General features: G+C 68.5%; 9 protein-coding genes. 7 read left to right on the forward strand and 2 right to left on the reverse strand.

The annotated features are described in order from the left end of the window. Positions 1 to 5: 5 nt before the first annotated feature. Positions 6 to 857 (reverse strand): sulfurtransferase, encoded by an 852-nt coding sequence (locus MXD57_RS01035; RefSeq protein WP_250399307.1) that lies wholly within the window; start codon positions 855 to 857, stop codon positions 6 to 8. A gap of 314 nt (positions 858 to 1,171) precedes the next feature. Between MXD57_RS01035 and MXD57_RS01040 the strand changes: the two genes are divergently transcribed. Then, positions 1,172 to 1,963 carry a VOC family protein gene (locus MXD57_RS01040; protein ID WP_250399308.1) on the forward strand — a complete coding sequence of 264 codons (792 nt, stop codon included), beginning with the start codon at positions 1,172 to 1,174 and terminating at the stop codon, positions 1,961 to 1,963. 82 nt (positions 1,964 to 2,045) lie between these two features. Here the strand turns inward: MXD57_RS01040 and MXD57_RS01045 are convergent, their stop codons facing one another. Next, on the reverse strand, positions 2,046 to 2,582 hold the full coding sequence (locus MXD57_RS01045) for an ATP-binding protein (RefSeq protein WP_374114635.1): 537 nt from the start codon (positions 2,580 to 2,582) through the stop codon (positions 2,046 to 2,048). A 152-nt stretch (positions 2,583 to 2,734) separates the two neighbouring features. On the opposite strand from MXD57_RS01045, the gene MXD57_RS01050 reads away from it, so the two are divergent. The 6 genes from MXD57_RS01050 (at position 2,735) to MXD57_RS01075 (ending at position 15,685) form a co-directional block, all read left to right on the forward strand. Beyond that, positions 2,735 to 3,634, forward strand: a complete 900-nt coding sequence (locus MXD57_RS01050; protein ID WP_250399338.1) for a helix-turn-helix domain-containing protein — start codon at positions 2,735 to 2,737, stop codon at positions 3,632 to 3,634. Beyond that, a complete protein-coding gene (locus MXD57_RS01055) occupies positions 3,631 to 3,846 on the forward strand; it encodes a DUF397 domain-containing protein (RefSeq protein WP_250399309.1) in 216 nt (71 codons plus the stop codon). Before MXD57_RS01050 ends, MXD57_RS01055 begins: the two co-directional genes overlap by 4 nt. Positions 3,847 to 4,131: 285 nt before the next feature. Beyond that, entirely contained in the window at positions 4,132 to 4,323 is a 192-nt protein-coding gene (locus tag MXD57_RS01060) for a hypothetical protein (RefSeq protein WP_250399310.1), read from the forward strand. A gap of 40 nt (positions 4,324 to 4,363) precedes the next feature. Next, positions 4,364 to 4,666: a hypothetical protein gene (locus MXD57_RS01065; RefSeq protein ID WP_250399311.1), complete on the forward strand. Its 303-nt coding sequence runs from the start codon at positions 4,364 to 4,366 to the stop codon at positions 4,664 to 4,666. 305 nt (positions 4,667 to 4,971) lie between these two features. Next, positions 4,972 to 8,598, forward strand: a complete 3,627-nt coding sequence (locus tag MXD57_RS01070; protein WP_250399312.1) for a LamG-like jellyroll fold domain-containing protein — start codon at positions 4,972 to 4,974, stop codon at positions 8,596 to 8,598. A gap of 142 nt (positions 8,599 to 8,740) precedes the next feature. Continuing rightward, positions 8,741 to 15,685: a polymorphic toxin-type HINT domain-containing protein gene (locus tag MXD57_RS01075; RefSeq protein WP_250399313.1), complete on the forward strand. Its 6,945-nt coding sequence runs from the start codon at positions 8,741 to 8,743 to the stop codon at positions 15,683 to 15,685. Positions 15,686 to 15,691: the final 6 nt, after the last annotated feature.

Consider the following 15,691-nt stretch of genomic DNA (forward strand, 5'->3'; position numbering starts at 1 on the left):
CCCGCCTACCGCGGGTCCGGACCCACGGCCACCGGACGGGACGGGTCGGAGGACCACTCCGACCACGAACCGACGTACAGGGCCGCCGGAATGCCCGCGACCGCGAGCGCCAGCACCTCCTGGGCGGCCGACACGCCCGAGCCGCAGTAGACGCCCACCGGCACGTCCGTCGACACGCCCAGCGCCTTGAAGCGGTCCCGCAGGTCGGCCGCGGACAGGAACCGGCCGTCCGGGCCCACGTTCTCGGTGGTGGGGGCCGACACCGCGCCCGGGATGTGGCCGCCGACCCGGTCGATTGGCTCCACCTCACCGCGGTACCGCTCCCCCGCGCGCGCGTCCAGCAGCACGCCCGAGCCGGCCAGGGCGGCCGCCCGGTCCGCGTCCAGCAGTCCGGCGGGGTCCGGCTCGGGCCGGAAGTCGCCCTCGGCCGGTACGGGCGTCCCGGTCGACAGCGGACCCCGCCAGGCGGGCAACCCGCCGTCGAGCACCCGCACGTCCGGGTGACCCGTCCAGCGCAGCAGCCACCACGCGCGCGCGGCGGCCCAGCCCACCCCGCCGTCGTAGACGACGACCGGCCGGGAGGCCGACACGCCCGCGCGGCGCATGGCCGCGCCGAACTCCGCGAGGTCGGGCAGCGGATGGCGGCCGCGCTCCCCGGGGGCCGCGGCCAGCTCCCGGTCCAGGTCGACGAAGACCGCGCCGGGGATGTGCCCGGCCGCGTACTCGGCCCGCCCGTCGAACTCCGGTTCGCCCGCCGCCTTCGCGAGGCTGAGCCGCCAGCGGACGTCCAGCAGGACGGGCGGGGCCTCCCCGTCGATCTCGTGGGCCAGTTCGGTCGCGCTGATGATGGCTGTCATGGCGTCATCCTTACGTCAGGGGTGGCCGCGGCGTCCAGGTCCGACTAATCTCCCGCCGGACAGGTCCGATCACCCGGCGTACGGGACCGGGCACAGGCTGTACAACTGTCGGACACCCGCCGGCCATCGTCAGGAAGCGGCGGGAGACGGCGTAGCAGGCGTCCTTCCCGGTGCCCCGGGCGGTCGGCGCGGCCCGGCGAGCGGCACCCCAGAGGACGCGGATACCGGCACGGGTGTGCGCGCGTGGACGGCACAACCCCTTCCGGCAAGCGGAAAGCGACACGGCCCCGTGAGGGCCGGGGAGAGAGTGATCGATGACCGAGGCACGGGAGTCGGCCGGTCCGCACGCACGGCGCGCGCCCGGCACACCCTGCTGGGTGAGCCTGATGGTGCACGGGCTGGCCGCGACCGAGAGGTTCTACGGGGCGCTGTTCGGCTGGGAGTTCCGGCCCGGCCCGCAGCAGCTCGGCCCGTACGTGCGGGCGCTGCTGGACGGCCACGACGTGGCCGGCATCGGCCACCTGCCGCCGGAGCGCCGACTGCCGGTCGCCTGGACGCCGTACTTCGCCTCGCGGGACGTGGACGCGACGGCCGACCAGGTACGCCTGTGCGGCGGCACGGTGGCCGTGGGCCCGCTGGACGCGGCCGAGGCGGGGCGGATGGCCATCGCCGCCGACCCCGCCGGCGCGGTGTTCGGGATCTGGCTGGGCGCGGCCCACCTCGGCACGTCGATCGGCGGCGTCCCGGGCACCCCCGCCTGGAACGAGCTGCTCACCTTCGAGACCACCGCCGTGGCCAAGTTCTACGAGACGGTGTTCGGCTACGAGGAGGAGCCGGAGGTCTGCGCCGACTCCGACCACGTGGCCCTGCGCGCCGGCGGCCGACCGGTGGCCGGCCTGACCGGCCTGGGCCACGCCCTGCCCGGCGACCGGGGCGCCCACTGGCTGACGTACTTCCAGGTCGCCGACAGCGAGGAAACGGTGCTTCAGGTCGCCGAACTGGGCGGCCGCGTCCTGGACCCTCCCCACGACACCCGGTACGGCCGGGTCGCCACGGTGGCGGACCCGGAGGGGGCGGTGTTCTCGGTGATCGAGGATCCGCGCTGACACCCCGGACGGGTGCCCACCGGCGGACCCAACCGCGGGAACGGGCTCGCCCGCTCGCGCACGGATGGCCCGACGACCGGGGTCAGCAGGGCGATTGACGTGGTGACGACGGGAACGCGTACTCCGCCCAGACGGTCTTGCCCGGGCCGTCCGGGCGCGGGTGCCAGTCCCATCGGGCGGCGAGCCGCGACACGAGGAGCAGACCCCGGCCGGCCTCCTCCTCCGCGTCGGCCGCGATCCCCACTGCGGTGGGGCGGCGGGGAGGGCGTTCGCCCCGGGCGTCGGTGACCTCGACCCGTACGGCGCGGTCGTGGGGCGGGACGTGGAGGCGCAGGCGGAAGTCCCGGCCGGGGACGTGTCCGTGGCGCACGGCGTTCGCGGTGAGTTCCGCGACGATCAGCACGACCGCGTCGTGGGCGTCGGTGCCGTACGGGATCCCCCACCCGTCCAGGCGGACGGCCGCCAGGCGACGGGCGAGGCGGGCTCCACGGGGTGTGGAGGTGAAGCGCATCTCGAAGGTGTGGTCCGGGAGTCGGGCGCCGGTGGAGTCGGGGCTCAAGGGGGCGCACGGGCTGGCGGGTCGGGTGGTGGCCATGCGATCGATGGGTTTTGCCGTCATGCCGATCACGGTGCCGGTGGTCGCGTAGCGTGACCAGTGGTGACACGGCGACAGAGCGCGGCTGTAGGCGCGGCGTCGGCGTGCGTGGGCGCCGTGCGCCGTAACGGCATTTCCTGCGGGGGCGTTGGGCCGAGGAGGCGGTGATGGCGGACATGGCGAAGCACGAGGACACGGAGGCGGGCGCCGGGGCGGTCGTGAGCCTCGGGGACGGCTGGGACAACGACGACCCGGCCGGACGGCGCCCGGAGGACGAGGTGGGGCGCGGGATCGTGGTGGCGTTCGGGCAGACCCTGAAGACGCTGCGGCTGCGGGAGGGCCTGGAGCGCGAGGAGTTCGGGAGACGGCTCGGCTACTCGGCCTCCACGGTCGCGGCGTTCGAGCAGGGGCGGAGGATTCCGTCGCCTCGGACGATCGAGCGCGCGGATGAGGCGCTGGGGGCGGACGGGTTGCTGCGCCTGTGGAAGGAGCAGATGGAACGGGCTCAGTATCCGGTGTTCTTCCAGGGGATGGCGGCTCTGGAGAAGGAGTGCCTCGAGCTCCTCATGTACGACACCCATGTCGTCAACGGCCTGCTCCAGACCGAGGAGTACATGAGAGCTCTGCTTGCCATGCGACGCCCTCCGCTGGACCAGGAAACAGTCGAGCAGCGGGTGACCGCTCGGCTCGCTCGGCAGGACATCTTCGACCGGCGATCCGCTCCGCTGTTGAGCTTCGTGATGGACGAGGCAGTCTTGCGGCATCGTTACGGGGGTGAGGGAGTACTGCGCGGACAGTTGGAGCTCACTCTCCTCGTCGGGCAGAAGCAGAACGTCGAGATCCAGGTGATGCCGACCGAGTGCGAGGAGAACGCAGGCGTTAACGGACCCTTCACGGTCGTCACTCGGAAGGACGGCAGAAAGTTCGTGTACGCCGAGACGCACGCGACCAGTGCTCTGGAGACCGACCCGGAACAAACAGCTCTCGCGGCCGCCCGCTATGGGATTATCCGATCACAGGCTCTCAGTCCGCGAGAGTCAACGAAGTTCATCGAAGGATTGCTGGGGGCGCTATGAACAACGCTGAGTCCTCAACCGCAGCATCCGGCCTCGCCTGGTTCAAAAGCAGCTACAGCGGAACCGAGGGCGGTCAGTGTGTAGAGGTCGCACCTCGTACGACAGTCGTGCACGTCCGGGACTCGAAGGCCGCTGCCGGTCCCACCCTCACGGTCTCGCGCGAGGCGTGGGCGGGGTTCGTCGGGCTGGCCTCGTCGGAGCGGCGTGTCTGACGCTCGTCCGGACGCGAAGGCCCTGCCGCTTCCCACCCAGCGGCAGGGCTCACACGTGGGCGAAGGCGTCCGGGTTCGCGTTCACCCGCGGCGGCTGAACGGCCGACCGCCCCGGGACGCCCGCTGACACGCTCGACGAGCACCGGCGGTGGCGCGGTGACCGCCGTGGTCCGCCGAACTGGGCGAGCAACGCACTCGGTCGCACCGGTGACGCCGCGGGAAACGCGGCAAGACGGGTCAAGGGCGCGGCGCCTGAGACGATCGCCGAACCCCGCCCGTCGCGCAGTGGACGCGGTCGCCGACACGGCCCTGCGGCCGGCGCTCGCAGGCGCGGCAGTGCTGCTCGAACTGGTCAACGACACGGCCATGGATCTCGACGACCCGAAGAACGTCGGGGAGCTCGCCCGCAAGCAGGGATTGGACGTCGACGGTTCACCGGCCCGGCAGCAGTACCTCAAGGTCTGCGACCGCTGCTGATCCGCAACACCCCGCCGCCGGCGAGGTCGACGGCGGCGCCATGGGCCTGATGGCCTTGGTTCCCGTCGCCGGCATCCCCGCGGCGATGACGGCGGACGTCCTCGTCGTGCACGTCCTGAGCACGACGATCGCAGCGCGCATCGCGCCCTCCCACGGATACGACGCCGAAGACCCCGACGTGCCCGAGCTCGTCCAGCGCCTCATACAGCGGCCCTTCATGGCGCAGGCGGCCAAGGCCAGGCCGTCGCGCGATTTCGGCACCACGCTGTCATTGCGCCAGGCGTCATGCTCCGTTTCAGTTTCGGCCGACTGCCGGCTGGGCGCGTGGTGCGGCCGCCGCTGACTCGTTGCCCGATGTCCCTGAACACCCCTTTCGAGGTTTTTGATCATGTGACTGAATCTGATCGATCAGATGACGACACTCTGTGTGAGCACCTTCACAACTGATTGACCGCGCACCGTCATTGACCGTTTACTTCCCGAGACCTTTACAAGATTCATATTCAGGGGGATTTCGTGAAGCCTCGGTGGGCCGGCGTGTCGCCGGCACGGAGGGCACGAAGAGTACGCGCCTGTCTTCTGGGCGGGGCTTTGGTCTCGCTCGTCCTGCCAGTACTGCCCGGAGCGCCTGTCGCAGCAGCCCTTCCGATGACCAGGGAGGCAGCAGGGACCGGGCAGGTGGCTGAGACCACCGCATCCGCCCGGGCTCAGGCGTCGGGTGAGCCGGTGGAGGTGACGGCGGAGCGCACCGAGTACTCGACGACCACGGCGAACCCGGACGGCTCATTCACACTGACGCAGTCCACCAGCCCTGTGCGGGTGAAGGAACGGGATGGTGCGTGGGGAACGGTCAATCCGGTCCTGGAGCGTCGCCAGGACGGCCGGCTGGGTCCCAAGGGCGCGGTCGTGGACCTGTCGTTCTCCAGCGGCGGCTCAGGGTCGGACATGATCCAGCTCGGCAAGAACGGACGATCTGTCAGCCTCGGCTGGCCTGGCCCTCTTCCGGCACCGACCCTGAACGGTGCGACGGCGACGTACGCCAACGTCTTCGACGGGATGGACCTGCAGCTGACAGCCACGGCAGAGAGTTACCGGGAAGTCCTCGTCGTCAAGACGCCCGAGGCGGCGCAGAACCCGGCGCTGGAACAGGTCGAGCTCACCGCGTCCGGGGACGGCCTGTCCGTCGTTCCCGGAGCCGGCGGCGGTCTGCGGGCCATCGACGAGAACGGCAATGCCGTCTTCCGCGGCCCGGCCGGTCAGATGTGGGACTCGGCCGGTGACAGGCCATCAGGCCCGCAAACACAAATGATGCGCACGGACACCGTGGGGTCTCCAGACGGTCAGGCGCAGGATGACCCCGCGCAGCCGGGGCAGGGTGATGCCACCGCGGTGCTGCCGGTGAAGGTGGACGACGGCGCGGTGGCCGTACACCCGGACCTGGGGCTGCTGCGGGGCAAGGACACGGTCTACCCCGTCTACATCGACCCTTCCATCGGTTTGGGTGTCTCGGAGCGTACGAAGATCTCTTCGGACGGCGACAAGTTCTGGATGTTCGACGGAGACAAGGGCGTCGGCAAGTGCGGTAACGCCGACGGTTATTACTGCGGTGGCGGCTACGTCGACCGCATGTACTTCGAGTTCGCCCCCACGAAGCTGACCGGCAAGCAGGTCCTGGACGCCACCTTCCGGGCTCGCGAGACGTGGTCGTTCAACTGCGCCCCTCACCCCCTGGACCTGGTCCGTACCGACAACATCTCCGAGGGCACCCGGTGGCCCGGCCCCAAGCAGCTGGACCTGATGGTGGATGTGAACGTTGCGGCGGGCCGCGGCGATCTGTGCAGTCCGGATCAGCCCGACAAATGGATCGATTTTCATGACAGTGCCAAGGAGTCGGACGAGAACCTCACGAGCACGGTCCGTTCCTTCGCCGCCGGCAAGATGAGCCGGTTGACGCTCATGCTGCGCGCGAAGGACGAGAGCGACCCGCGGGCCTGGAAGCGTTTCGACAAGAGCGCTGAACTGCAGGTCAAGTTCGCCTACAAGCCGGGCACGCCCACCAGCGTCGGCGTCATTCCCGGCGACGGCACTACCGCTTACTGCGGCAAGTCCTCCTCCGATCCATTGATCGTGACCCGGAAGGACCCGATGGTCCAGGCCAGGGTCCAGACGCTGATCGAGGCTCACAAGGGCGCTGAGGAAGGCTCTCTGCAGGCCGAGTACGTGGTCGAGCGTGGTGATGACGCGGCCTGGCACCAGGTGTGGTCGGGGCACAGGCCCGACACGGGCTGGGTTCCCGATGGGACCCTGGAGAAGATGCGCACCAGCGGTCGTGCTGACGGTGGCCTGTACCGGTACAAGGCGCGAACCCAGTCACACTGGTCGTACAGCGGGAAGAGCGGGGACCTGTGGTCGCCCTACAGCTCCTGGTGCTACTTCAAGATCGACTCAAGCGCGCCCAAGGCGCCCCGCATCACCGCCGGCTCTCCCTATACCGAATGCACCGTTGACCTCTGTGAGGGCAAGGGCGGCCCGGGAGTGCCCGGTTCCTTCACCTTCCAGCCCAACACGGCCGACATCAAGGACGGTCATACCGACAACACCGCTTATGAGTGGAAGTTGCTGTCCACGCCGGCCAAGCAGGTGTCCGGTGGTCTCGACGTTCGGGTCAAGGACGTGAAACCACCGCTCTCCGGTACTCAGGTGCTGTCGGTGAGGGCCAAGGACGTCCACAGCCGGTGGGGCGCGCCAGCGGAGTTCGTTTTCAAGGTGGCTCCTCCCGGCGGTGCTGTCGGTCGCTGGCACTTCGACGACGCGGCCCCGGGTTCGGGAGCGACCGTGGCCAAGGACACCGCCACGGAGGGCACCCGGCACGACGCCACGCTCCACACCGCACACGCCGGCTGGTCCACTCTGGGACGCCGCGGAGAGTCCGACTACTCACTCTTCCTCAACGACAGCAGCGCTGACACCGCGCGGGACGGTTACGCGGCCACCGCGGCACCGGCGGTGAACACCAAGGACTCTTTCACCGTCTCGACCTGGGTCTACCTGACGGACACGTCACAGACGCACGTGGTGCTGTCCGCCCCGGGCACCTCCGCTTCGGCGTTCACGTTGTACTACTCCGCGAGCTACAAGAAGTGGGTGTTCAACCGCACTGCCGCCGACGTCAAGGAGAACCCGGTCTACCTTCGGTCGATCGCCGATGCCGGGCCGCCTCCGCTGCATGTGTGGACGCATCTGGCAGCCGTCTTCGATGACAAGGGTGATACCGACAGGACGAATGACACCATCCAGTTGTTCGTCAACGGTCGCCCGCAGGGCGAACCGGTGGTGCTGAACGATCTGTCCTCCGCCTACCGGCCGTGGACGTCCACGGCCGGCCTGCAGTTCGGCCGTGCGCTGGTCGGCGGGGTCGCGGGAGAGAACTTCCGCGGCCGTATCGACGAGGTCTCGGTGTGGCAGTACCCGCTCACTGCGGAGCAGGTCGCGCAGGAGGCACAACTGGCAGAGGACAGCGTGGCGGCCAACGAGCTCGTCGCGGACTGGGATGCCACCTCTTCCACCGGCATGCAGGTCAAGGAACTCACTTCCTACCCCGCCCCGGCGCTGGCGCTGTCGTCCACCGGTGCCGTGCTGGATGAGGTCGACAATGCCCTTGCTCTGGACGGGACGTCGGGCTACGCCTCGGCGGGCGGTCCGGTGGTCGACGAGACCGGCTCGTTCACCGTTTCGGCTCGTGTGAGGCTGGATACCGACAAGCTGGCGGCCAAGCCGGTCGGCTATCGGGCTCAGGTGGCCGGGCAGGCGACCGGTGGTGAGTCGTCCTGGGCGCTGTGGGTGGTCAAGCCCGGAGCCGACACCTACCAGTGGAAGTTCACCCGTACCGCGGTCGGATCGGACGGCAAGGTCACGCAGAGCGCGGAGGTGGCAGCCGCCGATCCCGCGGAGGTGGACACCGGGGTGGATGTCACGGGCGTGTTCGACGCGCAGGAATCGTGGCAGTGGACCGACCCGGCCGATGCCTCGAAGACCGAGGACCGACTGGGCCGACTGCACCTGTACGTGGGCGGGACCGAGCAGCCAGGCGAGGACAACTCCGTGTTCTCCGCGGTCCAGCAGGGCACCGGCGCGCTGTCAGCGGGCAGGGGTTCGGCCGGCGGAACCACGGGCTACTACCTGCCCGGCTCGCTGGAGTCACTACGGGTATGGACCGGGGCGCTGAACTTCGACCAGGTCCTCTCCCAGGTGCTGGACACACCGGACGGCACCTGACACGCACTGCGGGGCGGCCCGCTCTCCGATCGGGCCGCCCCGGCACCGGGCGCCTGAACGCCCCACCTCAATTCCCTCTTCATCCTTCTCAACGGCGCGCGTCCGGCATGACACAGCCCGGCGTCGCGCAGGAAGAACCGCCATGCATCCCTTTGGCATACCCAGGCCCGCATCAGGCCGCAGGGGCAGAGACAGAACACGCTGGTCCCGTCGCATCGCTGCGACCACCGGCCTGGCCCTCCTGCCGGGCCTGCTCACCCCCGTCACCTTCGCCGCGGACGCCGACCCCCTGGGACGTCCTCGTCTGCAGCCCCCGCACGCCACCGAGGTCAGCCCCTTCACCGCCAAGGTGAACAAGAAGGCGGCGGCAGAGGTGAAGAAGGCCGACGCGGCAGACCGGGCGGCAGCCGCCCGAGCCCGGCACGATCAACAGCGAAGGGTCACCTGGCCGAAGGCCGGCAAGGCGTCGCTGACCGTCCCTGCCAAGGGCGCTGCCAAGGCTGCCCCTGGTTCCCTGCCTGTCACGGTGACCGCCCCTGGCAAGGGCAAGACGGCCAAGGCCGTCACGGTCGAGGTCCTCGCCCAGAAGACCGCTGCCAAGCTCGGCGTCAAGGGCGTGGTCCTCAAGGTCACCGGCCCCGAGGCCGGTGGCAAGGCCCGCCTCGGCATCGACTACTCCGCCTTCGCCGCGGCCTACGGAGGCGACTGGTCCGGCCGCCTCCAGTTGACGCGCCTGCCGAACTGCGCGGCGCAGGATCCGGCGGCCGCGAAGTGCCGCAAGCGCGTCGCCCTCGACTCCCTCAACCGCCGGGAAGCAGAAAGTCTTTCCGCGCCGGTGACGATGGCGTCAGGCCGGCAGTCCATGTTGCTGGCGGTCGCGGCGGGGGCCAAGTCCGGTTCGGGTGACTACAAGGCGACGCCGCTGTCCGCGTCCTCGACGTGGGAGGCGGGCGGCTCGTCCGGTTCCTTCACGTGGTCCTACCCGCTGCGTGTGCCTCCGGCCGCGGCCGGCCCCCAGCCGAGCCTGTCGATCTCGTACGACTCCGGCGCCGTCGACGGGCAGACCGCCAACTCCAACAACCAGGGCAGCCAGGTCGGCACCGGTTTCGGCCTGACCTCCTCCTACGTCGAGCGCAAGTACGGCTCCTGCGACGACGACGGCCAGGACGGCAAGTACGACCTGTGCTGGAAGTACGACAACGCCTCCCTCGTCCTGAACGGCAAGGCCACCGAACTCGTCAAGGACGACACCACGGGCAAGTGGCGGCTGAAGGACGATGACGCCTCCACCGTCACCCACTCCACCGGCGCCGACAACGGCGACGACAACGGCGAGTACTGGACGGTCGTCACCGGCGACGGCACCAAGTACGTCTTCGGCCTCAACAAGCTCGACGGGGCCGGCGCGGACGACCGCACGCAGTCGGTGTGGACGGTGCCGGTCTTCGGCGACGACGAGGGCGAACCCGGCTACACCAGCGGCGGCTCCTTCTCCGGCCGGCACAAGAAGCAGGCCTGGCGCTGGAACATCGACTACGTCGAGGACACCCATGGCAACGCCGAGTCGTACTGGTACACCGCCGAGCACAACAACTACGACATGCTCGGCGACGACAACACCGGAAGCGACTACGTCCGCGGCGGCTATCTGAAGGAGATCCGTTACGGCCAGCGCGCCGGAGCCCTCTTCTCCGGCTCTCCAGCCGCCTCGGACAAGGTGGTTCTCTCCTACGCCGAGCGCTGCCTGGCCTCGGGCAGCGGCTGCGACTCACTGACCAAGGACACCCGGGACAACTGGCCGGACGTGCCCTTCGACGCCATCTGCAAGGACGGGGACAAGTGCACCGGCAACGTCGGCCCGAACTTCTTCACCCGCAAGCGGCTCACGGCGATCACCACCTATGCCTGGAACGCGGCGGCCGCCACCCCCGCCTTCGAGCCGGTGGACGTCTGGTCCCTGAAACACCTCTACCTCGATCCGGGCGACACCGGTGACTCAACCGACCAGTCCCTCTGGCTCGACGAGATCAAACACACCGGCAAGCGTGGCGCTGACCTCTCCCTGGGCCCGGTCAAGTTCGGCCACGTGATGCTGCCCAACCGCGTCGACGGCGCGGCCGACGACATCCTGCCGCTGAACAAGCCCCGCCTGAAGACCGTCACCTCCGAGACCGGAACGCAGACGATCGTCTCCTACAAGGAGGCGGACTGCACCGCGGGCGGCAGCAAGCCGAAGCTGGACGAGAACACCAGGCGCTGCTACCCCGTGTACTGGTCGCCCAACGGCGAGAAGGACCCCAAGCTCGACTGGTTCCAGAAGTACCCCGTCAGCTCGGTTTCCACCAGCGACCCTCAGGGCGGCTCGGAAGCCGTGGAGCACAGCTACCAGTACACGGGCGGCGGCGCCTGGCACTACGACGAGGACCCGCTGACTCCCGCCAAGGAGCGCACCTGGTCGATCTGGCGCGGCTACCAGCAGGTCACCCACCTCACCGGCGTCTCAACCGGCACCCAGAGCAAGGAGACCACGGTCTACCTGCGGGGCATGAACGGTGACCGCGTCCTCGGCGCGGACGGCAAGACCTCCGACCCCGACAAGCGCAAGACCGTCACGGTCTCGGGCATCAAGGCCGGCGAGATCACCGACTCCGAGCAGTACGCGGGCTTCACCCGCGAGTCGGTCACCTATGACGGCAGCACAGAGGTCGGCGGCACGGTCAACGACCCGTGGTCGAAGCGGACGGCGACCCAGCACAAGTCGTACGCGGACACCGAGGCGTATTACGTGCGCACAGCAGCCACCCACACCCGCACCAACATCACCAGCAAGCTCACCCCCTACGACCGCGTACACACGGTGAAGACGACCTACGACGACTACGGTATGGCCGAGACCGTCGAGGACGAGGGCGACGACTCGGTCACCGGAGACGAGAGGTGCACCCGCACCTGGTACGCCCGCAACGGCGACAAGGGCATCAACTCCCTCGTCTCGCGCGCCCGTACCGTCGCCAAGCCGTGCACGACTGCGGAGTCGGCGCTCGACCTGCCCGCCGACTCCAAGCGCGCGGGTGACGTCGTCTCCGACACCGCCACCGTCTACGACGACAGCGCGGCCACCACCTGGTCGCCGTCGCAGAAACCCACCAAGGGCGACGCCACCTGGACGGGACGTGTCAAGGGGTACGGCAGCGACAACGCCCCCACCTGGCAGAAGGTGGCGAAGACGACCTATGACGCCCTCGGGCGTCCCAAGACCGTCACCGACACCAACGACCTGCTGGTGTCCTCCACCACCTACGTACCGTCGGACGCCGGACCGCTCACAGCAACGACAGCCCAAGACGCCAAGCACTTCAAGGTCACTGCGGCGTTGGACTTCGCGACCGGTGCGACCCTGAAGGCCACCGACCCGAACAACAAGGTCACCGAGAGCGAGTACGACAGCCTCGGCCGTATCACCAAGCTCTGGCTGCCCAACCGTTCCAGGGTGCTGGGGAAGACCCCGAACTACGTCTACGCCTACCACGTCACCGGTTCGGGCATGTCGTGGGTGTCCACCGGGACGCTCAAGAACGACGGCTCCGGCTACAACACCGCTTACGAGTTCTACGACTCGCTGCTGCGTTCCCGGCAGGTCCAGACGCCCAGCCCGGTCGGCGGCCGACTGGTCTCACTGACCCTGTACGATGCACGCGGTCTGGCGGTCAGCCAGCAGTCGGACATCTGGGACAGCACGTCAGCCCCCTCGGGCACTCCGGTGCAGACGGACGGTGGACAGGCTCCGGTCCAGACGGACACGACGTACGACGGCGCAGGTCGGATCACCAGGGCGGTGACGAAGGTCCACGGTGTCAGCCGCTGGACGACCGACACGACCTACACGGGTGACACCGTCGCCGCCAGCGCCCCGAACGGAGGCCAGGCGACCGCCGTCGTCACCAACGCCCTCGGCCAGACGACCCAGCGCCGCGAGTACGCGGGTCCCACACCGACCGGCACGAACTACACGACCACCGACTACACCTACACGCCCGCCGGTCAGCAGAAGACGGTCACCGGTCCCGACAAGACCAAGTGGTCCTACACCTACGACCTCTTCGGACGTCAGCTCACGGCGACCGATCCCGACAAGGGCAAGAGCAGCAGCGAGTACAACGAACTGGACCAGGTCGTCGGCACCACGCCGAACGACGACGCCTCGAAGAGGCTGCTGTACGCCTACGACGAACTCGGCCGCAAGACGGACATGTGGCAGGCCGACAGGACCGACGCCGGCAAACTCGCCACCTGGGGATACGACCGGATCGCCAAGGGACAGCAGGACACCGCCACCCGATACGACGGCGGAGTGAGCGGAAAGGCGTACACCGAGAAGGTCACGGCCTTCGACGCCATGTACCGCGCCACCGGCAGCCAGCTGATCCTGCCGGACGCGGAACCCCTGGTGGCCGGCAAGTACGTGGCGAACAAGTTGTCGTTCTCCACCGGCTACAACCTCGACGGGTCGATCAGCCAGTACTCCGCCCCGGCAGTCGGCGGTCTCGCCGCTGAGGGAGTCTCCTACACCTACAACGCCCTCGGAGGGCAGCTCACCGCCAAGGGCACCACCGGCTACCTGCAGGGTGCCGCCTTCTCCCCGCAGGGCGACCTGCGCCAGCTCACCCTGGGCATGGACGGCGCGTCCTCCGCGAAGAAGGCCTACCTCAACTGGGACTACGAGGAGGGCACCCGCCGCCTGACCCGCTCCTTCGTCACCGACGACGTGCACGGATACATGCCGCAGGAGCTGAAGTTCACCCGGGACGACGCGGGCAACGTCACCTCCGTCTTCGACGCCACCACCCAGGGCGGCACGGCCAAGCCCGACCACCAGTGCTTCGCCTACGACGGCAACCGCCGCATGACCGAGGCCTGGACCCCGAAGACCGCGGACTGCGCGACCTCCGGCCGCACGGTAGCCAACCTCGACGGGGCGGCACCGTACTGGACGTCGTACACCTACACCGGCGCCGGCCAGCGCAAGACGGAAACCCAGCACACCACGTCGGGCGACAAGACCACGACGTACACCTACGACGACCCCGCCGACACCAAACCGCACACACTCGACAGGACCACCGGCGCCCGCGCCGGCACCTACACCTACGACAGCACCGGCAACACCACCTCACGACCCGGACCTTCGGCCCAGCAGACCCTCGCCTGGAACACCGAGGGCGACCTGGCCAAGCTCACCGAGGGCACCAAGGAGACCAGCTACCTCTACGACGCCGGCGGCAGCCTGCTGATCCGCCGCGCCAAGGGAGACGGCGAGACCGTCCTCTACCTCGGCGCCGGCACAGAACTCCACCTCACCACCAAGGGCACCACCAAGACCGCCTCCGCCACACGCTCCTACACAGCGAACGGCCAGACCATCGCCGTCCGCACGGCCACCTCAGGCGTCTCCGGCACCAAACTCAGCTTCCTCGCCGCCGACCACCACGGCACCTCCAGCATCGCCCTGGACGCGAGCACGTACGCGGTCACCAAGCGCTACAACACCCCCTTCGGCGCGCCACGCGGCACCAAGCCCACGTCCTGGCCGGACGACAAGACCTTCCTCGGCAAACCCGCCGACGACACAACCGGCCTCACCCACATCGGCGCACGCGAATACGACCCCGTGATCGGCCAGTTCACCAGCGCCGACCCACTCCTGGAACTCGACCACCACCAAACCCTCAACGGCTACACCTATGGTGCACAGAGCCCCGTCACCCAATCCGACCCCTCGGGTGAAGGACTTGCCTGCGACGGAGCCGGAGGCGAACAGGCAGCCTGCCCCACCCGCCCGGATGGCAGCAAGGGCAACGGCCGCCCCAACGAAGCCGTCGACTACTCCCGACCGCACCCGACACATTCCTGCAACAGTAACTGCGGAACTGCGCAGACCGCGAGTAACGGCGTGGTGCTCGACTGGCTCGGCGACACGTTCAGCACCGTCAAAGACGAGGCGACCAGGACCGTGGTCTCCTACTTCCAAGGCGGTTATCAGCAATATGTCACAGAAAAGCAATGCGCCCTCCATGGCGACTGCGGAGGAGTTATCGAAATCCTCCTCGGCATTGTCAACCCGGGTGCATCAATGGCTGATGACACGGTCGCCCGCGCGGCCGAGATCTACGGCGACTACTCGAATGGCAGAACCGCCGCAGGTTCCGGAAAGCTAGCGTTTGACGTGGCCTTGCTTTTGGCGACTCGAGGTCGAGGCGGCGCCATGGCCGAAGCCGAAGGGATACGAGCGAGGACACTGGCGGCAAGGGTGGGGTGCAGCTTTACCCCGTCCACCCAGGTGCTCATGGGTGACGGCAAGAGAAAATCCATCGGTAAAATCAAGATCGGCGACAAGGTCGAGGCCGCCGATCCCGGCAATGGCAAGCGCAAGGGCCCGCGCAAGGTCACCGCTACCCTGATCAACCACGACTATGACCTCATCGACCTTCGCGTACGGCATGCCGACGGAACAAGCGCCACCCTCCACACCACCGCTAAGCACCCCTTCTGGGATGACACGCTCCATGCTTGGATCCCTGCCGGCAAGCTCAAGCCCGGCCATGCTCTCGGCACATCCGCCAAGGACCTGGTGCGCGTTGCCGCAGTCACGGTCCGCCCCGGCGACCGCGACATGTACAACCTCACGGTCGAGGACCTTCATACGTACTATGTGCTGGCAGGCGCCACGCCGGTACTTGTGCACAATGCCGGCGGAGAGCTCGGCGACGGTGAGATATTCCTGTGGCGGGGCGTGAAGGGCATGGAGCGGGACAACCTGCAAAAGACCCGTCAATTCAAGAGCACCCAGGGGATCAAGTACTTCTCGTTCACCGAACGAGGCGCAGCGGAATATGCCCGCCGGGCGTACAATTTCCTTCCCGAGGAAGGCTCATACACGATGGTCCGCACGAAGGTGAAGCTGGCGGATCTCCCGGAGAGTGCACGCATGACCTACACAGCAGACGTGATCGACGGTGGAGTCGCCTTGCAGGACAATGAGCTCCTCAAGTTGAGCAGGCCGCAGATCATGCCGGGCATGAGCTGCTAAGGAGAG

Origin of the sequence: Streptomyces cellostaticus (genome assembly GCF_023630175.1) — a bacterium.
GTDB classification, from domain to species: Bacteria; Actinomycetota; Actinomycetes; order Streptomycetales; family Streptomycetaceae; genus Streptomyces; species Streptomyces cellostaticus_A.